The organism is Mycolicibacter icosiumassiliensis (assembly GCF_900078685.2).
In the GTDB taxonomy this organism is placed as follows: Bacteria; Actinomycetota; Actinomycetes; order Mycobacteriales; family Mycobacteriaceae; genus Mycobacterium; species Mycobacterium icosiumassiliensis.
Genome location: NZ_LT546166.1, coordinates 1,059,217 through 1,081,480, shown reverse-complemented (window position 1 = coordinate 1,081,480; position 22,264 = coordinate 1,059,217). Strand labels below are relative to the sequence as shown.

Genomic DNA, 22,264 nt, shown 5'->3' with positions numbered 1-22,264 from the left:
CGTTGCCATCGGTACGCAAGTTACGCCGTGCTGGGGTGTGTCGCACGCAGCGTCACTTCCTGGGCTTTGACGCCGAACCAGACCGTCTCCCCCGGCGCCAGGCGCAGGTCCGCCGCCGCGTCCGCGGTGATGTCGGCGGCCAGTCCGGGCGCGCCGTCCGGCTGGTCCACACCGCGCACCGAAACCGTGCTGCCGCGTACCTCGAGCTCGGCCACGGTCACCTCGATCAGGTTGCGGGGACTGCCGTGGTGCGGCGGCTCCCGATAGACCGCCACCGCCGCCGGTGTGCTGACCGCCACCGCCGGCCGGTCCGATTCCACGCCGTCGTAGCTGGTGCCGTGCCACTGGTCTCCCCACGCCGTGCGCAATACGCCGGCGGAGTCGAGCACCCCGGCGACCAGGTTGAACCCGGCGATCTGCGCCCCGAACCGACTGCGTGGTGCGGCCAATACCTCTGCGGTGCGGCCGATCTCGACGATCCGACCGGATTCCAGGACCATCACCCGGTCAGCCAACGCAAACACGTCGAGCAGGTCGTGGGTAACCAGCACGGTGGTACGCCCGGCCGCGCTGAGCACGTCACGCAGCACCGTGCGCACGACAGACGCCGCGCCCACGTCGAGCCCGGCCAACGGCTCGTCGAGCAACAGCACCTCCGGTTCGGCGGCCAGCGCACGCGCGATCGCGACCCGCCGCGCCTGCCCGCCGGCTCGGCCAACCCTTCGGCATCGACCGCACGCAGCCACGGCGCCGCGAGGGCTCGAGCATGCACCCGGCGCAGGTCGAAGCGACGCCGGCGACGCGACCCGAACGCGACGTTGGCCGCCACACTCAGATGCGGAAACAGCAGCGGATCCTGCAGCAGCAGGCCCACCCGGCGATCGCAGGTGGCCACCTGCACCCCGGCCCGGGTATCGGTCAGCACCCGATCACCGGCGCGGACCACGCCCTGATCGGGCCGCAGCAGCCCCGCGATCACGTGCAGCAGGGTCGACTTTCCGGCGCCGTTGGGCCCCAAGACCGCCAGCACCTCGCCCGGCGCGACGTTCAGACGCACGTCCAGGCCACGCTCAGCGACCACCGCCTGCAAGGTGAGCCCACCGGCCTCGACGCTCACCCGATGCTGCCCAGTCGTCGGGCGCCCACGACGAGTACCACCACTGCGGCAACAGCCACCAGCAACAGCGACATCGCCGCCGCGGCGTCGGCATCCGACACTCGCTGCAGATAGATCGCCAGCGGCAACGTCCGGGTGACGCCCTCCAGGGAGCCGGCAAAGGTCAAGGTGGCGCCGAATTCCCCGAGAGAGCGCGCGAATGCCAGCACCGCGCCGGAGATCAGGCCCGGCGTCAACAGCGGCAGCGTGACCCGCCACCACACCGTGCTGGGCCGGGCACCCAGCGTGGCCGCCACCCTCTCGTAATCGGCACCGGCGGTCCGCGCCGCGCCCTCCAGGGCGATCACCAGAAACGGCAACGACACGAACGTCTGCGCCAGCACCACCGCAGTGGTGGTGAACGCGATATGGATTCCGGCCGCCTCCAGATAACGTCCCAGCAATCCGAGTCGGCCAAACGCATACAGCAGCGCTATTCCGCCCACTACCGGTGGCAGCACCAGCGGCAACAGCACCAGCGGCCGGAGCAGGCGCACCACCCGCGCCTGGCTGCGCGCCAAGACCAGCGCCATCGGCACGCCGAGCAGCACGCACAGCACCGTGCTGGCCGCGGCGGTTCGCACGCTCAGTTGCAGCGCGGTGGTGGCCGAGGGACTGCTGATCAGCGACCAGAAATGTGGCCAATCGACTTTGGCCGCGATCCCCACCAGCGGCAGCACCACGAACGCCGCGCCGATCGCGGCGGGCACATAGACCCAGCCCGGCAGGTCATCAGGCCGGCCGACCACGGCCGGTCAGGGCTTACCGAAACCGGCCGCGTGCAGCACCTTCTGCCCTGCCTCGCCGGTGACCAGATCGACGAACGCCCGGGCCGGCCCGGGCGAAGGCGCTTCCCGTAGCAGCACAATCGGGTAGATGTTGACCGCGTCAGCAGCCTCGGGAAACTCGATGGTGGCCACTTTGTCTCCGGCGTGTTGCGCATCGGTGCGGTAAACCACACCAGCATCGGCCTGGCCGGTGATGACCTTGTTGAGGACGTCGGTGACGTCAGGCTCCTCGCTGACCGGTGTGACCGCGGCCCCGGTGGCCTCTTCGACTTTGTGGGTCGCCGCGCCGCACGGGACCGGCGTTTGACACACCACCACGGCGAGCCCGGGTGCGGCCAGATCGGCGAAGGATCGCACCCGGTGCGGGTTGCCGGGTGCGGTCACGATCACCAGCGTGTTGGTGGCGAACGGCACCGCCGCGCCATCGAGCAGGCCGGCCTGCGCGACCTTGTCCATCTGGGCGGTGTTGGCCGACGCGAAGACGTCGGCGCGGGCCCCCTGTGTCAGTTGGGTGGCCAGGTCCGACGATCCGGCGAAGTTGAAGGTCACCGCCACGCCGGGGTTGTCGGTCTTGAACTGCTCGGCGATCTCGGTGAACGCCGGCTGCAGCGATGCCGCCGCGAACACCGTGATCGTCGGGGTTGCCGGCCCGGAGCTACAGCCGGCCAATCCCGTCGTCAGCATGACCGCTACCGCGCCGAAGACCATCCGGGTACGCCCCATGGCTGGCAGCCTAATGGGCGCACCCCGGACCGTGGCCGGATCGTGTCTGTGCCGAGTTCCGCCCCATCCCCGCAAACCGGCTACCGTCCAGTAACATAGCTCGGAACACGAGGAGGATCTACCGCATGGATGTGCTGGTCACCGGTGGTGACACCGAATTGGGTCGCACCATTGCCGAGGGTTTCAGCGAGGCTGGCCACAAAGTGACGCTCGCCGGTTTGCGGGGCCCCGAGCTCGAGGTCGCCGCCAAAGAACTCGACGCCAATGCGGTGGTCTGCGACAACACCGACCCGGCAAGCATGCTGGCCGCCCGTGGACTGTTTCCGCACCACCTCGACACCATCGTCAACGTCCCGGCACCACGCTGGCACGGCGGCGATCCCCGCGGCTATTCGCTGGCCGACCAGGCCGATGCCTGGCGCAGCGCCCTGGACGCCACCGTGCTCTCGGCGGTGCTGACCGTTGGGACCATCGGCGACAACCTGCGATCGGGCGGCTCGATCATCTCGGTGCTGCCGGAGAACCCCCGCGACGGCAGTGCCGACGCCGCCGTCAAGGCCGCATTGTCGAATTGGACCGCCGGCCAGGCCACCACGTTCGGTACCCGCGGGATCACCGTCAATGTAGTGGCCGCGGGCGAAGGCGCCCGGCCGGGCTACGACGGCCTGACCCGCGTGGCGCCCACCGGGGCCGCTGAAATCGCCCGCCTCGCCGTGTTTTTGACCTCGCCGGCTTCCCGGCACATCACCGGCCAGACGCTGCACGTCGGCCACGGAGCGCTGGCCTGCTTCGGCTGACTGTGACGGGAGTGGCTAATCCCACAACCACTGGATGCGGTGACCACCTTTTGGGTCGACTAGCGTATTGAGGGAACGCAGTCACCGTCGAGGAGCAACCGGATTCCCATGAGCGCCCAGCCTGAAGTCACTGCGCAGCAGAGCCGACGCCACCAGGTCGTCATCATCGGCTCGGGATTCGGTGGGTTGACCGCGGCAAAGAAGCTCAAGCGAGCCGACGTCGACGTCAAGTTGATCGCCCGCACCACCCACCACCTGTTTCAGCCGCTGCTGTACCAGGTTGCGACCGGCATTCTGTCCGAGGGTGAGATCGCGCCGTCCACTCGCGTCGTGCTGCGCAAGCAGCGCAACGCCCAGGTGCTGCTGGGTGATGTCACCCGCATCGACCTGGCCGGCAAGTTCGTCACCTCCGAAGTGCTCGGCCACACCTACGACACCCCATTCGACAGCCTGATCATCGCGGCCGGCGCCGGGCAGTCCTACTTCGGCAACGACCAGTTCGCCGAGTTCGCGCCCGGCATGAAGACCATCGACGACGCGCTGGAGTTGCGGGGTCGCATCCTGAGCGCCTTCGAACAGGCCGAGCGGTCCCGAGACGAAGCCCGGCGGGAGAAGCTGCTGACCTTCACCGTGGTCGGCGCAGGTCCCACCGGTGTCGAAATGGCCGGGCAGATCGCCGAATTGGCCAACTACACCCTCAAGGACGCGTTCCGCAACATCGACTCGACCAAAGCGCGGGTGATCCTGCTCGATGCCGCTCCGGCCGTGCTGCCGCCGATGGGCGAGAAGCTGGGCGCCAAGGCAGCCGAGCGGCTGCAGAAGATGGGCGTGGAGATCCAGCTCGGTGCCATGGTCACCGACGTCGATCGCAACGGCTTGACCGTCAAGGACGCCGACGGCACGATCCGGCGGATCGAATCCCAGTGCAAGGTGTGGTCCGCCGGTGTCTCGGCCAGCCCGCTGGGTCGTGATCTCGCCGAGCAGTCCGAGGTGGAGCTCGACCGCGCCGGGCGGGTCAAGGTGTTGCCGGACCTGTCCGTGCCGGGCCACCCGAACGTCTTCGTCGTCGGCGATATGGCGGCCGTCGACGGTGTGCCCGGTATGGCGCAGGGCGCCATCCAGGGCGCCAAGCACGCCGCGAGCACCATCAAGGCCGAGCTTGGCGGCGCCGACCCGGCCGACCGGGAACCCTTCCAGTACCTGGACAAGGGCTCGATGGCCACCGTGTCCCGGTTCTCCGCGGTCACCAAGATCGGGCCGCTGGAGTTCAGCGGCTTCCTCGCCTGGCTGGCCTGGCTGGGGCTGCACCTGATCTACCTGGTCGGGTTCAAGAACAAGATCAGCACGCTGCTGTCATGGAACGTGACCTTCTTGAGCACCCGGCGCGGCCAGCTCACCATCACCGAACAGCAGGCCTTCGCCAGGACCCGACTGGAACAGCTCGAAGTGCTGGCCGCCGAGGCGCAGCGCGGCGCGGAGCGCGCGGTCAGCTAGCTGCCTGGCGAAAGCTAGTCCGAGAGGTTCTGCAACCGAACCTGGCCGCGGGCGAGCACCCGCGCGTCGGCATCGGTGATCGTCACCAACCACAACTGCTGGCGCCGACCGCGATGAATCGGGGTGGACGCGGCGTAGACGGTTCCGGACGAGACCGCCCGTAGAAAGTCGGTGTTGTTGTTGACCCCGACGACGGTGCCGACCGCGTCCCCACCGTCGCGGTTGAGCCAGGTGTGCGCCGACACGCTGGCCACGCTTTCGATGATCGAGCAATACACGCCGCCGTGCACGATGCCCGCCGGCTGGCACAGCTTGGGCTGCAGCTCCAGTTGGGCGTGCGCACCGTCGGGACCGACGTCGGTGTAGACCAAGCCGATCTCGGAGTCGAAGGGCGCGGAGAACGCGGACGGAAACCCGGTGGCAGCCATGTTGATGGTTTTACACGATGCCCACACGGGCATTCCCGGCCCGGTCACACCTGGGTCGCAGCAGAACCTCAGCTTCTGATACGACGCGCGGTAGTAATTAAGGGTAGGCTTGCTCCGTTGCCCGGGGAGTTGATAACAAACATGGCGAAGCAGACCCATTTAGGGGACTTGGAACGTGCGGTGATGGACCACCTGTGGTCATCGCCGGAGTCTCAGACGGTGCGCGAGGTCCACGAAGCGCTCTCAGCGCAGCGCGACCTGGCCTACACCACGGTGATGACGGTCCTGCAGCGACTGGCCAAGAAGAACCTGGTGTCGCAGATTCGCGATGACCGAGCACACCGCTACACACCGGTCCGGGGCCGCGACGAATTGGTCGCCGGACTGATGGTGGAGGCACTCGATCAGGCCGCCGACTCCGGGGACCGCCGTGCTGCGCTCGTGCACTTTGTCGAACGCGTCGGCGTCGACGAGGCCGACGCGTTGCGGCGGGCGCTGGACGAGCTGGAGGCCAAACATCGCATTCGCCTCCCAGGTAGCGGCCGACCGGCGTCCTGAGGGAGACTTACAGCGTGTCCGCGCTGGCCTTTTCCATCGTCGCGCTGTTGCTCGTAGGGCCGGTACCCGCCCTGCTGGCGCGCGCTGACTGGCCGCTCCGCGCTCCGCGGGCCGCGCTGGTGCTCTGGCAGGCCATCGCGATCGCCGCGGTGCTGTCCGCGTTCAGCGCGGGCCTGGCCACCGCGAGTCGCCTGCTGATGCCCGGCCCGGACGGCCGGCCCACCTCGACCATCCTCGGCTCCCTGGACCGCTTGGGTTGGCCGCTGTGGACCTTCTACGTCGCGGTCTTCGCATTGACCCTGATGGTCGGGATGCGCCTGTCCTGGACGGTGTTGCGGGTAGCGGTCCGCACCCGGCAGCGCCGGGCCCACCATCGCATGCTCGTCGACCTGGTCAGTGTCACCGACCGCCCGCCCGCACTGCGCACCAGTGGGCTGCGCATTCTGCAGGTGATGCAGCCACTCGCCTACTGCCTGCCCGGGGTGCGGAGCCGGGTGGTGGTCAGCTCCGGCGCGCTGGACGCCCTCGGTGACACCGAGTTGGCCGCATTGCTGTGCCATGAGCGGGCCCACCTGCGCGCCCGGCACGACCTGGTGCTGGAGGCGTTCACGGCCGTGCACACCGCGTTCCCCTGGTTCGTACGTAGTGCCAGCGCCCTGGACGCGGTACGGCTGTTGATCGAACTGCTCGCCGACGACGCGGCCGTTCGAGTGGCCGGTGCCCCTCCCCTGGCCCGCGCCCTGGTGACCTGTGCCTCCACCAAAGTCCCCGCCGGTGCGCTGGCGGCCGGCGGCACCAACACGGTGCTGCGCGTGCAACGGTTGTCTGGTCAGGGCAACAGTCCAGCACTGGCCGCTGCCGCCTATTCGGCCGCGGCCGGGGTGCTGACGGTGCCGACGGTGGCGCTGGCGGTACCGTGGCTGACCGAGCTCCACCGACTGATCGCGGGGTAACCCGCGCCGCCCGGCGTGCCGGGTTTCGAATCACCTACCACTGAGAGGCGAATACATGAGCGCGTCGGAAGTTGTTGGCACCGCCCAGATCGGCGTGACCGGACTGGCAGTCATGGGATCCAACATCGCGCGCAACTTCGCCAGCCACGGCTACACCGTGGCGCTGCACAACCGGTCGGTCGCCAAAACGGACGCGCTGCTCGACGCCTACGGTTCCGAAGGGAGCTTTGTGCGTAGCGAGACGATTCCGGAATTCCTTGCCGCCCTGGAGAAGCCGCGCCGAGTGCTGATCATGGTCAAGGCCGGCGACCCGACCGACGCCGTCATCAACGAGCTCGCCGACGCGATGGAGCCCGGCGACATCATCATCGACGGCGGCAACGCGCTGTACACCGACACCATTCGCCGAGAGAAGGCGATGGCCGCCCGCGGATTGCACTTCGTCGGGGCCGGGATCTCCGGCGGCGAGGAAGGCGCACTGAACGGGCCCTCGATCATGCCGGGCGGTCCCAAGAAGTCCTACGAGTCGCTGGGCCCGCTGCTTGAGGAGATCTCCGCCCACGTCGACGGAGTGCCGTGCTGCACGCACATCGGGCCGGACGGCGCGGGGCACTTCGTGAAGATGGTGCACAACGGCATCGAATACTCCGACATGCAGTTGATCGGTGAGGCCTACCAGCTGCTGCGTGACGGGCTGGGCCTGTCCGCACCGCAGATCGCCGAGGTGTTCACCGAGTGGAACGCCGGGGAGCTGGACAGCTACCTGGTCGAGATCACCGCCGAGGTCCTGCGGCAGGTCGACGCCAAGACCGGCCAGCCGCTGGTCGACATCATCGTCGACGAAGCCGAGCAGAAGGGCACCGGACGCTGGACGGTGAAGTCCGCTCTGGACCTGGGCGTTCCGGTCACCGGCATCGCCGAAGCCGTGTTCGCCCGGGCGCTGTCGGGTTCGGTCCCGCAGCGTCGCGCCGCGGTCGGCCTGGCCGCCGGAAGCCTCGGCGCACGCCCGGCGGATGCGGCCCGGTTCACCGAGGACGTCCGCCAGGCGCTGTATGCCTCCAAGATCGTCGCTTATGCGCAGGGCTTCAACCAGATTCAGGCCGGCAGCGCCGAATACGGCTGGAATGTCACCCCGGGCGACCTAGCGACAATCTGGCGGGGCGGCTGCATCATTCGCGCGAAGTTCCTCAACCGCATCAAAGAGGCCTTCGACGCCGACGCCGACCTGGTGAGCCTGCTGGCCGCGCCGTATTTCCGCAGCGCGGTCGAGGCCGCCATCGACTCCTGGCGGCGGGTGGTGACTACGGCGATCAGCTTGGGTATCCCGGCCCCCGGTTTCTCCTCGGCCCTGGCCTACTACGACGGCCTGCGGACCGAGCGGCTGCCGGCCGCCCTGACTCAGGCCCAGCGCGACTACTTCGGCGCGCACAGCTACGGCCGGATCGATTCGCCAGGCAAGTTCCACACGCTGTGGAGCGCCGACCGCAGCGAAGTGCAGGTCTAGCGCCCTAAACCAGTAGGCGCAGCACGCCGTCGGTGAAGGCCTGCGGGTCCTCGATCTGCGGGTAGTGGCCCAGCCCGGGCAGCTCGACGACGTCGGCGGCCGGGCGCAGCTCACGCAGGCCGTCCAGCACGTTGGTAGTGGCGACCGGATCGCCCAGGCCCCACACGAAGCCCAACGGCTTGGGCCAGTCGCGCACCGCGCCGTGCCAGCGCCGGGCATGCCGCACCCGTTCGTCGAGGTAGGCCGAGAGCAGGTGCGCGATCCGGTTCCCGCCGTTGTGGGTCAGCAGGGCCCACTGCGCGGCGGCCTCATCGGCGGTCAGCGGGTGTGCCGGGCTGAACAGCCGACCGAAGCCGCGAACGAAGCTGCGCCGGTTGGTCAGCCGGGCGGCGAGACCACCGAATGGGCCACGCAGCACCTTCTGGATCGGCCGCAGACTGGCCCGCTCCAAAATCACGCTGCCGTTGGTCAGCACCGCGCGCTGCAAGTCGAAGGGCAGGACGTCCTCGAGGTCGCGGGCCAACAGTTCGGTGGCCACCGAGGTGCCCATGTCGTGGGCGGCCAACACCACCGGACCCGATGTCCTCGATGCCACCACCCGCTCCACCAGGTCGGCCTGTTCGAACAGGCTGTAGCGATGCGGGCGCGGCTTGTCCGACAATCCGAACCCGAGGAAATCCATCGTCAGCCAGGACCGACCGGCAAGTCGGGCCACGACCGACCGGAAATCATAGGAACAGGACGGAAAGCCGTGCAGCAGAAGGACCGTCGGCCCATCCCCCGCGCCTGACCGCACAAACACCCGGCCCGCGGCGGTAGACACCCACCCACCACCGTCATGCCACTCGTTCACACTGCTGCGCCACGCCGTATTCGTCATCGCGGTCATTGTGCGCTGCGTCTCAGATCAGCGCAGCAGATCGGCCAGTGCCGAGCCTGTCGCGTCGGACCCTGCTGTGAGGATGATCAATTTTTCTTTCGGTACACGCCGGAAGCTCCGTCAGGTGGTATCCGCCGTCGCGTGGGCGGTACCGTGACTGACCGGGCCGAAACGGTGTCGCCCGGCGGGTGCCGGGCCCCGGCTCACGACGTGTGGAGGCGAATAGATGGGCTCTTCGGAACCCGATAGACCGGTGGTGGCCGCCCGATGAGATTCGTCAGCGGATACGACCCCACCCACGACCTGACCTACAACGACGTCTTCATCGTCCCCAACCGCTCGGCCGTCGACTCACGTCTGGACGTCGACCTGTCCACCCGCGACGGGTCGGGCACCACCATTCCGGTGGTGGTGGCCAACATGACCGCGGTCGCCGGCCGGCGGATGGCCGAGACGGTGGCTCGGCGCGGCGGGATCGTGGTGCTGCCCCAGGATCTGCCGATCGACGCCGCGAGCCACACCGTGGCCTTCGTGAAAAGTCGCGACCTGATCGCCGACACCCCGGTCGTGCTCTCCCCCGAAGACTCGGTGTCCGACGCGATGGCCTTGATCACCAAGCGCGCACACGGCGTCGCGGTGGTGGTGGTCGACGGCCGACCTACCGGCTTGGTCACCAAGGCGTGCTGCGAGGGCGTGGATCGCTTCACCCGGGTCCGCGATGTCGCGGTAGCCGAGCTGATCAGCGCGCCGGTCGGTACCGATGCGCGCGGTGTGTTCGACCTGCTGGAGCACGCGCCGGTCGACGTCGCGGTGCTGACCAATCCCGACGGCACCCTGGCCGGCGTGTTGACCCGCACCGGCGCGATCCGGGCCGGGATCTACACCCCCGCCACCGACGGAGCCGGGCGCTTGCGGATCGCCGCCGCGGTCGGCATCACCGGCGACGTCACGTCCCGGGCCGCGGCCCTGCTATCGGCCGGGGTGGACGTGCTGGTTATCGACACCGCCCACGGTCACCAGGAAAAGGCCCTGGCGGCCATCCGGGCGGTCGCGGCGCTGAAGCCGGGCGTGCCCCTGGTCGCCGGCAATGTGGTGTCGGCCGAGGGCACCCGCGACCTGATCGCCGCGGGAGCCGACATCGTCAAAGTCGGCGTCGGCCCCGGCGCCATGTGCACCACCCGGATGATGACCGGCGTGGGTCGCCCCCAGTTCTCCGCCGTCCTCGAATGTGCGGCCGCGGCACGCGAACTCGGCGCACACGTGTGGGCCGACGGCGGGGTACGCCATCCCCGCGACGTCGCGCTGGCCCTGGCCGCGGGAGCGTCGAACGTGATGATCGGCTCCTGGTTCGCCGGGACCTACGAGTCTCCGGGCGACCTGATGTTCGACCGCGACGACAGGCCGTACAAAGAAAGCTACGGAATGGCGTCCAAACGCGCGGTGGCCGCGCGCACCGCCGCTGACGGTGCGTTCGATCGCGCCCGCAAAGCACTCTTCGAAGAAGGCATCTCGAGGTCGCGGATGGCCTTGGACCCCGAACGCGGCGGCGTCGAGGATCTGTTGGACCACATCACCTCCGGCCTCCGCAGCACCTGCACCTATGTCGGAGCGGCCGACCTGGCCGAGCTCCATGACCGGGTGGTGCTGGGAGTGCAGTCGGCTGCGGGATTCGCCGAGGGCCATCCGTTACCGTTCGGCTGGTGAGACCGATGGTGGCGACTTCATCATGACCATCGCCGTCACCCTGGCCAGCCTGCTGGCGTTCGCGATCCTGACCCTGGGCACCGCGGTGTTCGTGGCCGCCGAGTTCTCCCTGACCACCCTGGAACGCAGTGTCGTGGAGGCCAACGCCCACCGCGGTGGCCGTCGCGACGCCTACATCCAAGACGCCCATCGCACGTTGTCCTTTCAGCTGTCCGGCGCCCAGCTGGGCATCTCGATCACCACGCTGGCCACGGGGTATCTGGCCGAACCGGTGCTGGCCCGCTGGCTGCGCATCCCGCTGGCGGCGGTGGGCCTGTCCGAGCGGACGAGCGGCGGTGTTGCGCTGTTCCTCGCGCTGGTGATCGCCACGTCGTTGTCCATGGTCTTTGGCGAGTTGGTGCCCAAGAACCTGGCCGTGGCGCGCCCGCTGCCGATCGCGCGCGCCGTGGCCGGCCCGCAGCTGCTGTTCTCCCGGCTGTTCGCGATCGCGATCAAGGTGACCAACGGCACGGCGAACCGGATCCTGCGGCGGTTCGGCATCGAGCCCGCCGATCGGCTGGCCTCGGCCCGCTCGGCGCGCGAGCTGGCGTCACTGGTGCGCAATTCCGCCCGCAGCGGTGCCCTCGACCCCACGACCGCCGCGTTGGTGGAGGGCTCCCTGCGATTTGGCGCCCTGACCGCCGCCGAGCTGATGACACCACGATCCAAGATCGTGAGCCTGCAGGCCGGCGACACCGTCGCCGATCTGGCCGCGGCCGCCATCGACACCGGTTTCTCCAAGTTTCCGGTGGTCGACGGCGACCTGGACGCCACCGTCGGCATCGTGCACGTCAAACAGGTGTTCGCGGTGGCCGTCGCCGACCGGGCGTCCACCCGGGTCACGACGGTGGCCCAACCGGTCGCGGTGGTGCCCTCGACCCTCGACGGCGATGCGGTGATGGAACAGATCCGGGCCAACGGTCAGCAGGTGGCCATGGTCGTCGACGAGTACGGCGGCACCGCCGGCATGGTCACCGTCGAGGACCTTATCGAGGAGATCGTGGGTGATGTCCGCGACGAACACGACGACGCCACCCCCGACGTCGTCGCCTCCGGCGGTGGTTGGCAGGTATCGGGCCTGCTGCGCATCGACGAGGTGGCCGCCGCCACCGGCTACCGCGCACCGGAGGGCTCCTACGAGACCATCGGCGGACTGGTACTGCAGGAACTCGGCCACATTCCGGAGGCCGACGAGACCGTCGAGCTGACCGCATTCGATCCCGACGAGCTCTCCGCGCGCCCGCCACGTTGGTTGGCCCGGGTGGTCCGGATGGACGGCCGGCGTATCGACCTGCTGGAGCTCACCCAGGTGGGGACAGTCAATGGGTGACCTGTTGAACGTGGCGCTCACCGTCGCACTGATCATCGGGAACGGGTTCTTCGTCGGCGCGGAGTTCTCGCTGATCTCGGCGCGCCGGGACCGGCTGGAGGCGCTGGCCGAACAGGGCAGGCGCAGCGCGGTCACCGTCATCCGCGCGGGTGAACAGCTCCCCCTGATGCTGGCCGGCTTCCAGCTGGGCGTCACGGTGTGTTCGATCCTGCTCGGGCGTATCGGTGAACCGGCCGTGGCCGATCTGCTCGAACACCCGTTCGCCCTGGCGGGCATCCCGGATCCGCTGCTGCACACGGTGTCGTTCGTCGTCGCCCTGGCGGTCGTGGTCACCTTGCATGTGCTGTTCGGCGAGATGGTCCCGAAGAACATCACCCTGGCCGGCCCGGAGACCGCGGCGATGCTGCTAATCCCGCCCTACCTGCTCTACATGGCCGCCGCGCGGCCGTTCATCGTGTTCTACAACTGGTGCGCGCACGTCATCATGCGGGCCCTGCGGGTGGAGCCCAAGGACGAATTGGAGATCACGGTGTCCACCGTCGAGTTGAGCGAGATGATCGCCGAGTCGGTCTCGGCAGGTCTGCTCGACCTCGAGGAATACACCCGATTGACCCGTGCCCTGCAGATCCGCACCCGGGTGGTCGCCGATGTCGCGCTGCCGATCGGCGATATCCGCGCCGTGCCGGTGGCAGCTACCGGGCACGGTCCGACCGTCGCGGCTATCGAAAAGGCCTTTTCCCAGACCGGTTACTCCCGATTCCCGGTCGTCGACCAGGGCGAGTTCGTCGGCTATCTGCACATCAAAGATGTGCTGTTGCACGGCGAAGCCTCGGCCGGACCAGGGACCGCGGTGGACGCCATTGTCGACATCGCCGCGATCCGACCGCTGCCGCGCATCCCCGCTTCCCTGCCGTTGGCCGACGCCTTATCACGGATGCGCCGCCATAACAGCCATCTGGCGCTGGCAGTCGCCGAAGACGGTACGACGGTGGCGATGGTGACCCTCGAAGATCTGGTTCAGGACGTGGTCGGCACCGTCCGCGACGGGACGCACCGTGTTTAACCTGGCCGAACGGGTTCTGGGGGGCACGGTGTGGCCGGCCCGGGCGCAGGCGTACCGGCAGCGCGTTGAGGATTTCTTGGCCCCGCGCCTGCGCCTGATCGCTGCCGGCGACCCGGTGCCCAAATTCCTGTTCAGTTATTACAGCCTGCGGCCGGCACAGTTGCGCAGCTGGAATCCCGGCTTCGGTGTGGCACTCGCCGGGCAGGCGGCGTTGCGCGACTACAGCAGCCGGCGCGGCTACGCGGTGCACGGCGACCAGGTCGGCGTGGCCGAGGAATACCTGCGTGAGCGAGTCGACACCGTGACGTTCATCGCACGGCTGTTGCGTGCCACCGGCGGGCGGGCGGCCCAGCTGAACTGCTTCGGCATGCACGAGTGGGCGATGGTGTACCGCGGCGACACCGTGCGGCACGGTCACGTTCCGCTGCGACTCAGCGCGGCCGAGACCGACGCGGTGGTCGAGTCGATTCCACTGCGCTGCACCCACTTCGACGCGTTCCGGTTCTTCACCCCTGCAGCGGCGCCCCGCAACTCAGGGGCGCCGAGCCGGGCCACCCAAACCGCTTGGGAGCAGCCGGGCTGCCTGCACGCCAACATGGACCTCTACAAGTGGTGCTACAAGCTGGGGCCGCTGATCGACTCCGAACTACTGCTGGATTGCCTGGAGCTGGCTGCCGCGGCGCGCGAGATCGATATGCGCGCCAGCCCCTATGACCTGAGTGACTACGGTTATGTACCGATCACCATCGAAAACGCGACCGGCCGTGCCGAATACGTCCGCTGCCAAAGCGAGATCGCACAGCGCGCCGCACCGCTACGGGCCGCGCTGCTGGACCGATGCGACCTGCTGACAGAATTCGGCGGATGCGAATAGCCTCGCTACCTGCCGGTAAGGTGGTAGATCGGCTATGAGGGAGGAAATCATGACGGACCGGGTGTCGGTGGGCGACTTGCAGGTCGCACGCGTGCTGTATGACTTCATCACCGACGAGGCCCTGCCGGGCACCGGTGTCGACCCCGACAGCTTCTGGGCCGGCGTGGACAAAGTCGTCACCGATCTGACGCCCAAGAACCAGGAGCTGCTGGCGCGCCGCGATGAGCTGCAGGCGCAGATCGACAAGTGGCACCGGCATCGGGTCATCGAGCCGCTGGACACCGAGGCGTACCGGGCCTTCCTCACCGAGATCGGCTACCTGCTGCCCGAACCTGAGGACTTCACGGTCACCACGGCCGGTGTGGACGACGAGATCGCGGTGCAGGCCGGCCCGCAGCTGGTCGTCCCGGTGCTCAACGCCCGGTTCGCGCTCAACGCCGCCAACGCCCGCTGGGGCTCGCTCTACGACGCCCTCTACGGAACCGACGTGATCAGCGAGGACGACGGCGCCGAAAAGGTGCCGACCGGCTACACCGCCGGATACAACGCAGTGCGCGGCGACAAGGTGATCGCCTACGCCCGCAAGTTCCTCGATGACGCGACCCCGCTGGCGTCCGGCGGGTGGGCCGATATCACCGGCCTGAAGATCGATGACGGCCAGCTGCTGGCAACCCTCGGCGACGGCTTCGCGGTCGGCCTGGCCGATCCCGATCAGTTCGTCGGCTACACCGGCGGCCTCGAGTCCCCGTCATCGGTGCTGCTGTCCCACCACGGCCTGCACGTCGAGATCCTGATCGACCCGAACTCGCCGATCGGGTCCACCGACGCCGCCGGTATCAAGGACGTGGTGCTCGAGTCCGCGGTCACCACGATCATGGATTTCGAGGACTCGGTGGCCGCAGTCGACGCCGACGACAAGGTCCTGGGCTACCGCAACTGGCTGGGTCTGAACCGCGGCGATCTGTCCGAGCAGGTCAGCAAGGGCGGCAAGACGTTCACCCGCACCCTGGCCAACGACCGTGAGTTCACCACGCCGGGTGGGGGCACCCTGACCCTGCCGGGCCGCAGCCTGATGTTCGTTCGCAACGTGGGTCACCTGATGACCAACGACGCGATCGTGTTCAGCTCCGGCGCCGAAGTGCCCGAGGGCATTCAGGACGCGCTGTTCACCGGGCTGATCGGCATGCACGGCCTGACCGCCTCCGACGACAACGGGCCGCAGGTCAACAGTCGCACCGGGTCGATCTACATCGTCAAGCCCAAGATGCACGGCCCGGATGAGGTCGCCTTCACCGCCGAATTGTTCAGCCGGGTCGAAGACGTCCTGGGTCTGCCGCAGGCCACCCTCAAGGTCGGCATCATGGACGAGGAGCGGCGCACCACGGTCAACCTGCGGGCGTGCATCAAGGCCGCGGCCGACCGGGTGGTGTTCATCAACACCGGCTTCCTGGACCGCACCGGCGACGAGATCCACACCTCGATGGAAGCCGGACCCATGGTGCGCAAGGCCAGCATGAAATCCCAGCCGTGGATTCTGGCCTACGAGGACAACAACGTCGACGCGGGCTTGGCCACCGGCTTGCCCGGTCACGCCCAGATCGGCAAGGGCATGTGGGCGATGACCGACCTGATGGCCGACATGGTCACCCAGAAGATCGGCCACCCGCGCTCGGGTGCGAGCACCGCGTGGGTGCCCTCCCCGACCGCCGCCACCCTGCATGCGATGCACTACCACCAGGTGGACGTGTTCGAGGTGCAGAAGGAGCTGGCCGGAAAGCGGCGCGCCACAATCGATCAGCTGTTGACCATCCCGCTGTCGGAAGGCCTGGCCTGGGCGCCCGATGAGATCCGCGAAGAGGTCGACAACAACTGCCAGTCGATCCTGGGCTATGTGGTGCGGTGGATCGACCAGGGTGTGGGCTGCTCGAAAGTTCCTGACATCCACGACGTGGCACTGATGGAAGACCGTGCCACGCTTCGGATTTCGTCGCAGCTGCTAGCGAACTGGTTGCGGCACGGGGTGATCACCGCCGACGACGTGCAGTCCAGCCTGGAGCGGATGGCTCCGGCGGTGGACCGCCAGAACGCCGGTGACGCGAGTTACCTGCCGATGGCCCCCGACTTCGAATCGAGCATCGCGTTCGCGGCCGCGCGCGAGCTGATCCTGTCCGGGACCACCCAGCCCAACGGCTACACCGAGCCGATCCTGCACCGGCGGCGGCGGGAGTTCAAAGCCCAGGCCGGTATCTGACCCAACGCAGATCCGATGGACATCACCGTGGCCGGACAACTGACCAGGCGGAAAGGACGCACCCACCGTGGGTAGGCACAGTTTCCCCGGCCCGGACGATTCCGAGAACGAGCCGCTGAGCGGTGACGAGCCCGACGACCACTTTTCCGGCAGCCCCGGTCTGTTCAGCTTCGGCGACCCGGACGATGACGACTACGTCGACGACTATCACGACGCGTTCTACGACGAGTCGAGATACGACGACACGGGATATGACGACGCCGGATTCGACGACGCCGACCCAGCGCAATACATGCGTCGCGGCAGTGAGCCCGATGAGGAATCGCGCTACCGCACCGGGCCTTTCGGTGCCATAGGCGGCTTCACCGGCGAGTCTTCCCCGGGCACGGCGCCCGATCCAGACGAGCCGCGCGGCGGCCACCGCGATCTCGAGCGGTGGCGCCGGCATCGCAACGACTCGGGGCCGCGCGGTGTCAGCGTCGGCGTGATCGCCGCACTGGTCACAGTGATCGTCGTCGTGGGCGCGGTGATCCTGTGGCGCTTCTTCGGCAACTCGTTGTCGCATCGTTCGGCCGTGGCCGCGGGCAACTGCGCGGCAGGTGATCTGACGGTTGCCGTCGTGGCGGACCCGTCGATCGCCGACCACGTGCAGGGTTTCGCCGACCGGTTCAACAAGACCGCTAAGCCGATCGGCGATCGCTGTGTGTCGGTGCAGGTCAAGCCGGTCGATTCCGATGCCGTCGTCAGCGGTTTCATCGGCGACTGGCCCGCGCAACTCGGGCAACGCCCGGCGCTGTGGATTCCGGGCAGTTCGGTCTCCACCGCCCGACTGCAGGCCTCGGCGGGGGCGGAGACGGTCAGCGACAGTCGTTCCTTGGTCACCTCGCCGGTGTTGTTGGCGATCCGTCCCGAGCTCAAAAGCGCGCTGCAGAAGCAGAGCTGGGCAAGTTTGCCGGACCTGCAGGCCGACCCCGACGGGCTGGGTCATCTCGGGCTGGCCGGCTGGGGGCCGCTGCGGCTGGCACTGCCGATCGGCGGCAACGGCGATGCCGCTTTCCTGGCTGGCGAGGCAGTGGCTGCCGGCGTCACTCCCAAGGGCGCTCCCATCATCGATGGGGTTGGTGGGGTGCATCGGCTTGCGGGCGGAGAACCCAAGCTTGCCGATGCTTCGCTCGCTGAGGCTATGAATGTGCTGCTGCGCCAAGGCGATCTGGCGGCTGCACCGGTGCACGCGGTGGTGACCACCGAGCAGCAACTGTTCACCCGTGGCCAGTCGCTGTCGGATCCGGCAACGGAACTGGGATCGTGGCGACCGCCGGGGCCGGTGCCGGTCGCCGACTACCCCACCGTGTTGCTCGCCGGATCCTGGTTGTCGCAGGAACAGGTCAGTGCCGCCAGCGAATTCGCCCGTTTCGCCCGCAAGCCCGACCAGCTCGCAGAGCTGGCCAAAGCCGGATTCCGCGTGGAGGGCGTCAAGCCGCCCAGCAGCGAGGTGGCCAGCTTCCCGGCGGTGTCGGACACCCTCTCGGTCGGCGACGTTGCGACGCGCGCCGCCCTGGCGGGCGCCCTGACCACCTTGCCGGGCAGCGCAGCGGTCACGGTGATGCTCGACCAGTCGATGACCACCGACGAAGGCGGCAAGAGCAGGCTGGCCCATGTAATCGCTGCCCTCGATCAACGAATCAAAGCCCTGTCCCCGTCGTCGTCTGTGGGCCTGTGGACCTTCGACGGCACCGAGGGCCGCAACGTGGTCACCGGGGGCCCGCTGGACGAACCGCTCAACGGCGGGACTCGTGCGGAGACCTTGGTCAGCGAGCTCAATGACCTGAGCTCGACACCGGGGGGTGCGGTGTCGTTCACGACGCTGCGCATGGTGTACAACCAGGCCTTGGCCAACTACCGGCCCGGGCAAGCCAATTCGGTGCTGATCATCACCGCGGGTCCGCACACCGACCGGACCTTGGACGGTGCTGGGCTCCAGGATTTCATCCGGGCCAACAACGACCCGCAGCGACCGATCGCCGTCAACGTCATCGACTTCGGCGCGGACTCCGACCAAGCGACCTGGCAGTCGGTGGCACAACTTTCTGGTGGCACGTACCAGAATCTGCGCGGAGCCAACTCACCCGAACTAGCCGGTGCGCTGAACTCGCTGCTGAGCTGAGGCAGTCTCGCCTAGTAGTGGACGACGCCCTCCAGCAGGTCGGCGAGGTAGGGGTTCCCGAATGCCGGCGACTCAGCTGAAGGCCTCCACCGGCGGGCATGAGCAGACCAGGTTGCGGTCGCCGAAGGCGCCGTCGATCCGGCGCACCGGGGGCCACACCTTCGGCCGGAATCCGCGGCCCAGCGGGTAGGCGGCCTGTTCGCGGGTGTAGGGGTGCTCCCACTTGTCGACCATCAGGCACTCCGCGGTGTGCGGGGCCCCCCGCAGCGGGTTGTCCTCAACGGTCCATTCGCCGGTTCCGACCCGATCGATCTCGCCGCGAATGGCGATCATGGCCTCGCAGAACGCATCGACCTCGGCGAGGCTCTCACTCTCGGTGGGTTCCACCATCAGGGTTCCGGCCACCGGGAAGCTCATGGTCGGGGCGTGGAAACCGTAGTCGGCCAACCGTTTTGCGACATCGTCGACGGTGACCCCGGTGCTCTTGGTGATCTCTCGCAGGTCCAGGATGCACTCGTGGGCGACCATGCCGTTCTCACCGGTGTAGAGCACCGGATAGTGCTCGTCCAGCCGTCGGGCGATGTAGTTGGCCGACGCGATCGCCGTCAGCGACGCAGCACGCAGGCCGTCGGCACCCATCATCCGGATGTAGGCCCAGGTGATCGGCAGGATCGACGCGGACCCGTACGGAGCCGCCGACACCGGGTGCCCGCTGGGCAACTCGGCGGCCAGCGGATGCCCGGGCAGAAACTCGGCCAGATGCGCGCGCACCGCCACCGGTCCGACACCGGGGCCGCCGCCCCCGTGCGGGATGCAGAAGGTCTTGTGCAGGTTCAGGTGGCTGACGTCGCCGCCGAACCTTCCGGGCCGGGCCAGCCCGACCAGCGCATTGAGGTTGGCGCCGTCGACGTAGACCTGGCCGCCGGCATCGTGCACGGCGGCGCAGATCTCGGCGATGTCGTGCTCATAGACGCCGTGCGTGGAGGGGTAGGTGATCATCAACGTCGACAGCGCCGTCGCGTGTTGGTCCACCTTGGCGCGCAGGTCGTCGAGGTCGACGTCGCCGTTGTCACGGCAGGCCACCACCACCACCCGCATTCCGGCCAGCGCGGCCGACGCGGCGTTGGTGCCGTGCGCGCTGGAGGGGATCAGGCAGATGTCGCGGTGCGACTCGCCGCGGCTGGCGTGATAGGCGTGGATCGCCAGCAGGCCCGCGTACTCGCCCTGCGAGCCGGCATTGGGTTGCAGCGACACCGCGTCGTATCCGGTGATCCCCGCCAGCCAGGTCTGAAGCTGCCCGATCAGCGTTCGCAAGCCCGCGGCGTCGCCGGCCGGGGCGAACGGGTGCTGGCGCGCGAATTCCGGCCAGGTGATCGACTCCATCTCGGCGGCGGCGTTGAGCTTCATCGTGCAGGATCCGAGCGGAATCATGCTGCGGTCCAAGGCGATGTCCTTGTCCGACAGCGAGCGCAGGTAACGCATCATCGCGGTTTCGGTCCGATAGCGGGTGAACGCCGGGTGCGTCAGGAATTCCGACGTCCGGGTCGCGATGGGCGCGCCGGCGGGCTCGGCCGCGGCCAGTCCGAAGGCGTCCAGTACCGCGGCCACCTGAGCGTCGGTGGTGGTTTCGTCGCAGGCCACCGAGACGTGGTCGGCGTCGACCCGCCACAGGTTGATCCCGCCGGCCTTGGCTGCCGCGACGATCTCGTCGGCGCGGCCCGGCACCCGGGCCAGCACGGTGTCGAAGTATTGGTCGTGCACCAGCGCGTCCCCGAGTGCCGCGCCGATCTTCTCGGCCTGGGCGTGCACTCGCCGGGCGATGGCGGTCAGGCCGTCGGCGCCGTGGTAGCTGGCATACATCGCGGCCATCACCGCCAGCAGCACCTGCGCGGTACAGATGTTCGACGTGGCCTTGTCCCGGCGGATGTGCTGTTCGCGGGTTTGCAGCGCCAGCCGGAAGGCCGGCGAGCCATCGGCGTCCAGGGACACTCCGACCAGCCGGCCGGGCAGCTGGCGGGCGTGTCCCGAGTGCACCGCCAGGTAGCCGGCGTGCGGGCCGCCGAAGCCCATCGGCACCCCGAACCGCTGGGCGCTGCCGAACGCCACGTCCGCACCGATCTCGCCGGGCGGGGTGAGCAGCGTGCAGGCCAGCAGATCCGCGCCGACCGCGACCAGCGCGCCTCGCTCGTGGGCGGCCTCGATCAGCCCGGACCAATCGGTGATCCGGCCCGAGGCGCCCGGCAACTGCACGATCACCCCGAAGAAGTCGCCCTCGGGCAGGCCGTCACGCAGGTCGGCGGTGACGATCTCGATGCGCAGCGGTTCGGCCCGGGTCGCCAGCACCGCCGCGGTCTGGGTGAACAAGTCGGTGTCGACCAGCAGTCGGTGCGAGCTGCCGCGCGTTGCGCGGTGCATCAACGTCATCGCCTCGGCGGCGGCGGTGCCCTCGTCGAGCATCGAGGCGTTGGCGATCTCCAGGCCGGTCAGATCGGCGATCATGGTCTGGAAGTTCAGCAGGGCCTCCAGCCGGCCCTGGCTGATTTCCGGCTGGTACGGCGTGTAGGCGGTGTACCACGCCGGATTCTGCATGATGTTGCGCAGCAACACCGGCGGGGTGAGCGTGTCGTAGTAGCCCTGGCCGATCATCGACACCGCGACCGTGCTGGCATCGGCCAATTCACGTAGTTCGGTCAGGGCCTGGGCCTCGGTAGCCGGGGCCGGAAGGACATCCAGTCCGGGCGCGATGCCGTCGGCACTCAGCGCGTCGAGGATGCCGGCGGGAACAGCTTTGGCTGCGAGATCCTCCAGCGACCCGACACCGATGGTGGCGAGCATCGCGCTGATCGCGGCAGTATCCGGGCCGATGTGCCGGTCAACAAAGCGGGATTCGGTGTACTCGGACACGGGAACTCCTGGGCGCTAGACGAATTCGTGTCCTCCCCCTCTGTCGTCTGCCCGGCCCGGGCGCCTGAGAGATTCAGCGCCCAGATTCCTGCGGCGCCTTTCCCCATGGGCGGGTGTAACCCGAACGGGCGCCACCGCTTTCCAGAGGCATCAATGCCGGCGCGGTCCGGGTGCCTGAGAGGTTGACGGAGAGGTATTGCTCCTTCGGCGTCCGCGGCTGGCTGCCGCGGAACTCTCCCGCGCGGGGCTGATGCGGACCCAATACTACCCGCCAAACCCAGCCACGGTGCCGCCGAGGCCTTGGTCGCGACCATCACGTTCGCCCGCGAACATCCGATGCTCAGCCGAGCCGCGCAGTTCGCGCCGGTACCGGCCGCCGATGCCCGGGCCTGGTCGCGATGGGATCAGCGGTTATTGCCAACTACATTCACGGCGACGCGCCGGGCAGTCCTGGTCAGCCGGTGCGCTGGGTGGCCGACGTGTTCGCCCGGTTGTTCTTGACGTATATCTCACTGCCATCCGCCGAGCCGGATTTCCGCGATGATGCGGCGCTGCGACGCTTCGCTCGAGAAGTCCTCACGCCGATGGCCGAACGTGCTGTCGGATAAAAGCTTGCACTCCAACGGATTTCGACCCACTAAACGTCGCAGGTTG

The 22,264-nt window shown here is 68.4% G+C and carries 17 protein-coding genes, 1 pseudogene and 1 riboswitch; of the genes and pseudogenes, 12 read left to right on the top strand and 6 right to left on the bottom strand.

The features are described 5' to 3' along the window. Positions 1–20: 20 nt before the first annotated feature. The 3 genes and pseudogenes from BN4346_RS28820 to modA all read right to left on the bottom strand — a co-directional run bounded on the left by BN4346_RS28820 (position 21) and on the right by modA (position 2,667). A pseudogene (locus tag BN4346_RS28820) lies at positions 21–1,117 on the bottom strand (sulfate/molybdate ABC transporter ATP-binding protein). Next, entirely contained in the window at positions 1,114–1,905 is a 792-nt protein-coding gene (locus tag BN4346_RS28815; RefSeq protein ID WP_067969331.1) for an ABC transporter permease, read from the bottom strand. The pseudogene BN4346_RS28820 and the gene BN4346_RS28815 overlap by 4 nt, the downstream one beginning before the upstream one ends. Before the next feature lie 6 nt (positions 1,906–1,911). After that, positions 1,912–2,667 (bottom strand): molybdate ABC transporter substrate-binding protein, encoded by a 756-nt coding sequence (gene modA, locus BN4346_RS28810; RefSeq protein WP_067969328.1) that lies wholly within the window; start codon positions 2,665–2,667, stop codon positions 1,912–1,914. A 125-nt stretch (positions 2,668–2,792) separates the two neighbouring features. Between modA and BN4346_RS28805 the strand changes: the two genes are divergently transcribed. Continuing rightward, on the top strand, positions 2,793–3,464 hold the full coding sequence (locus BN4346_RS28805) for an SDR family oxidoreductase (protein WP_067969325.1): 672 nt from the start codon (positions 2,793–2,795) through the stop codon (positions 3,462–3,464). A gap of 108 nt (positions 3,465–3,572) precedes the next feature. Beyond that, the gene (locus tag BN4346_RS28800; RefSeq protein ID WP_067969322.1) at positions 3,573–4,958 is read left to right on the top strand and encodes an NAD(P)/FAD-dependent oxidoreductase; all 1,386 of its coding nucleotides are present in this window, start codon (positions 3,573–3,575) and stop codon (positions 4,956–4,958) included. Positions 4,959–4,972: 14 nt separating this feature from the next. Here BN4346_RS28800 and BN4346_RS28795 read toward each other — a convergent pair whose 3' ends face one another. Further along, positions 4,973–5,386, bottom strand: a complete 414-nt coding sequence (locus BN4346_RS28795; protein ID WP_067969319.1) for a PaaI family thioesterase — start codon at positions 5,384–5,386, stop codon at positions 4,973–4,975. 141 nt (positions 5,387–5,527) lie between these two features. On the opposite strand from BN4346_RS28795, the gene BN4346_RS28790 reads away from it, so the two are divergent. The 3 genes from BN4346_RS28790 to gndA are packed head-to-tail and all read left to right on the top strand — an operon-like array spanning position 5,528 to position 8,401. Next, complete coding sequence (locus tag BN4346_RS28790; protein ID WP_024442783.1) at positions 5,528–5,944, top strand: BlaI/MecI/CopY family transcriptional regulator; 417 nt, start codon at positions 5,528–5,530, stop codon at positions 5,942–5,944. Between the two features lie 14 nt (positions 5,945–5,958). Continuing rightward, complete coding sequence (locus BN4346_RS28785; protein WP_067969315.1) at positions 5,959–6,897, top strand: M56 family metallopeptidase; 939 nt, start codon at positions 5,959–5,961, stop codon at positions 6,895–6,897. Positions 6,898–6,952: 55 nt separating this feature from the next. Continuing rightward, positions 6,953–8,401, top strand: a complete 1,449-nt coding sequence (gndA, locus tag BN4346_RS28780; RefSeq protein WP_067969311.1) for an NADP-dependent phosphogluconate dehydrogenase — start codon at positions 6,953–6,955, stop codon at positions 8,399–8,401. A 4-nt stretch (positions 8,402–8,405) separates the two neighbouring features. Here the strand turns inward: gndA and BN4346_RS28775 are convergent, their stop codons facing one another. Next, positions 8,406–9,290, bottom strand: a complete 885-nt coding sequence (locus tag BN4346_RS28775) for an alpha/beta fold hydrolase (RefSeq protein ID WP_407695060.1) — start codon at positions 9,288–9,290, stop codon at positions 8,406–8,408. Positions 9,291–9,548: 258 nt separating this feature from the next. On the opposite strand from BN4346_RS28775, the gene BN4346_RS28770 reads away from it, so the two are divergent. The 6 genes from BN4346_RS28770 to BN4346_RS28745 all read left to right on the top strand — a co-directional run bounded on the left by BN4346_RS28770 (position 9,549) and on the right by BN4346_RS28745 (position 18,706). After that, complete coding sequence (locus BN4346_RS28770; protein ID WP_067969307.1) at positions 9,549–10,985, top strand: GuaB1 family IMP dehydrogenase-related protein; 1,437 nt, start codon at positions 9,549–9,551, stop codon at positions 10,983–10,985. Between the two features lie 22 nt (positions 10,986–11,007). Then, positions 11,008–12,354, top strand: coding sequence for a hemolysin family protein (locus BN4346_RS28765; protein ID WP_067969304.1), 1,347 nt, complete (start codon positions 11,008–11,010; stop codon positions 12,352–12,354). Then, the gene (locus BN4346_RS28760; protein ID WP_067969301.1) at positions 12,347–13,417 is read left to right on the top strand and encodes a hemolysin family protein; all 1,071 of its coding nucleotides are present in this window, start codon (positions 12,347–12,349) and stop codon (positions 13,415–13,417) included. The genes BN4346_RS28765 and BN4346_RS28760 overlap by 8 nt, the downstream gene beginning before the upstream one ends. Then, positions 13,410–14,291, top strand: coding sequence for a 3-methyladenine DNA glycosylase (locus BN4346_RS28755; RefSeq protein ID WP_067969298.1), 882 nt, complete (start codon positions 13,410–13,412; stop codon positions 14,289–14,291). The genes BN4346_RS28760 and BN4346_RS28755 overlap by 8 nt, the downstream gene beginning before the upstream one ends. Before the next feature lie 49 nt (positions 14,292–14,340). Next, positions 14,341–16,542 carry a malate synthase G gene (locus BN4346_RS28750; protein ID WP_067969293.1) on the top strand — a complete coding sequence of 734 codons (2,202 nt, stop codon included), beginning with the start codon at positions 14,341–14,343 and terminating at the stop codon, positions 16,540–16,542. A gap of 67 nt (positions 16,543–16,609) precedes the next feature. After that, positions 16,610–18,706 carry a substrate-binding domain-containing protein gene (locus BN4346_RS28745; protein ID WP_067969288.1) on the top strand — a complete coding sequence of 699 codons (2,097 nt, stop codon included), beginning with the start codon at positions 16,610–16,612 and terminating at the stop codon, positions 18,704–18,706. Positions 18,707–18,778: 72 nt separating this feature from the next. Here BN4346_RS28745 and gcvP read toward each other — a convergent pair whose 3' ends face one another. After that, complete coding sequence (gene gcvP / locus BN4346_RS28740; protein ID WP_067969285.1) at positions 18,779–21,610, bottom strand: aminomethyl-transferring glycine dehydrogenase; 2,832 nt, start codon at positions 21,608–21,610, stop codon at positions 18,779–18,781. Between the two features lie 152 nt (positions 21,611–21,762). Next, a riboswitch (glycine riboswitch) is annotated at positions 21,763–21,860 on the bottom strand. 148 nt (positions 21,861–22,008) lie between these two features. Between gcvP and BN4346_RS28735 the strand changes: the two genes are divergently transcribed. Beyond that, entirely contained in the window at positions 22,009–22,218 is a 210-nt protein-coding gene (locus tag BN4346_RS28735) for a hypothetical protein (RefSeq protein ID WP_067969282.1), read from the top strand. Positions 22,219–22,264 lie beyond the last annotated feature (46 nt).

Bases quoted from the DNA above. Each gene is read 5' to 3' on its own strand.
- BN4346_RS28765 (WP_067969304.1), top strand. From the start codon at position 11,008: ATGACCATCGCCGTCACCCTGGCCAGCCTGCTGGCGTTCGCGATCCTG.
- BN4346_RS28735 (WP_067969282.1), top strand. From the start codon at position 22,009: ATGGGATCAGCGGTTATTGCCAACTACATTCACGGCGACGCGCCGGGC.
- BN4346_RS28775 (WP_407695060.1), bottom strand. From the start codon at position 9,290: ATGACCGCGATGACGAATACGGCGTGGCGCAGCAGTGTGAACGAGTGG.
- BN4346_RS28770 (WP_067969307.1), top strand. From the start codon at position 9,549: ATGAGATTCGTCAGCGGATACGACCCCACCCACGACCTGACCTACAAC.
- modA (WP_067969328.1), bottom strand. From the start codon at position 2,667: ATGGGGCGTACCCGGATGGTCTTCGGCGCGGTAGCGGTCATGCTGACG.
- gndA (WP_067969311.1), top strand. From the start codon at position 6,953: ATGAGCGCGTCGGAAGTTGTTGGCACCGCCCAGATCGGCGTGACCGGA.
- BN4346_RS28795 (WP_067969319.1), bottom strand. From the start codon at position 5,386: ATGGCTGCCACCGGGTTTCCGTCCGCGTTCTCCGCGCCCTTCGACTCC.
- BN4346_RS28760 (WP_067969301.1), top strand. From the start codon at position 12,347: ATGGGTGACCTGTTGAACGTGGCGCTCACCGTCGCACTGATCATCGGG.
- BN4346_RS28800 (WP_067969322.1), top strand. From the start codon at position 3,573: ATGAGCGCCCAGCCTGAAGTCACTGCGCAGCAGAGCCGACGCCACCAG.
- BN4346_RS28750 (WP_067969293.1), top strand. From the start codon at position 14,341: ATGACGGACCGGGTGTCGGTGGGCGACTTGCAGGTCGCACGCGTGCTG.
- BN4346_RS28805 (WP_067969325.1), top strand. From the start codon at position 2,793: ATGGATGTGCTGGTCACCGGTGGTGACACCGAATTGGGTCGCACCATT.
- BN4346_RS28790 (WP_024442783.1), top strand. From the start codon at position 5,528: ATGGCGAAGCAGACCCATTTAGGGGACTTGGAACGTGCGGTGATGGAC.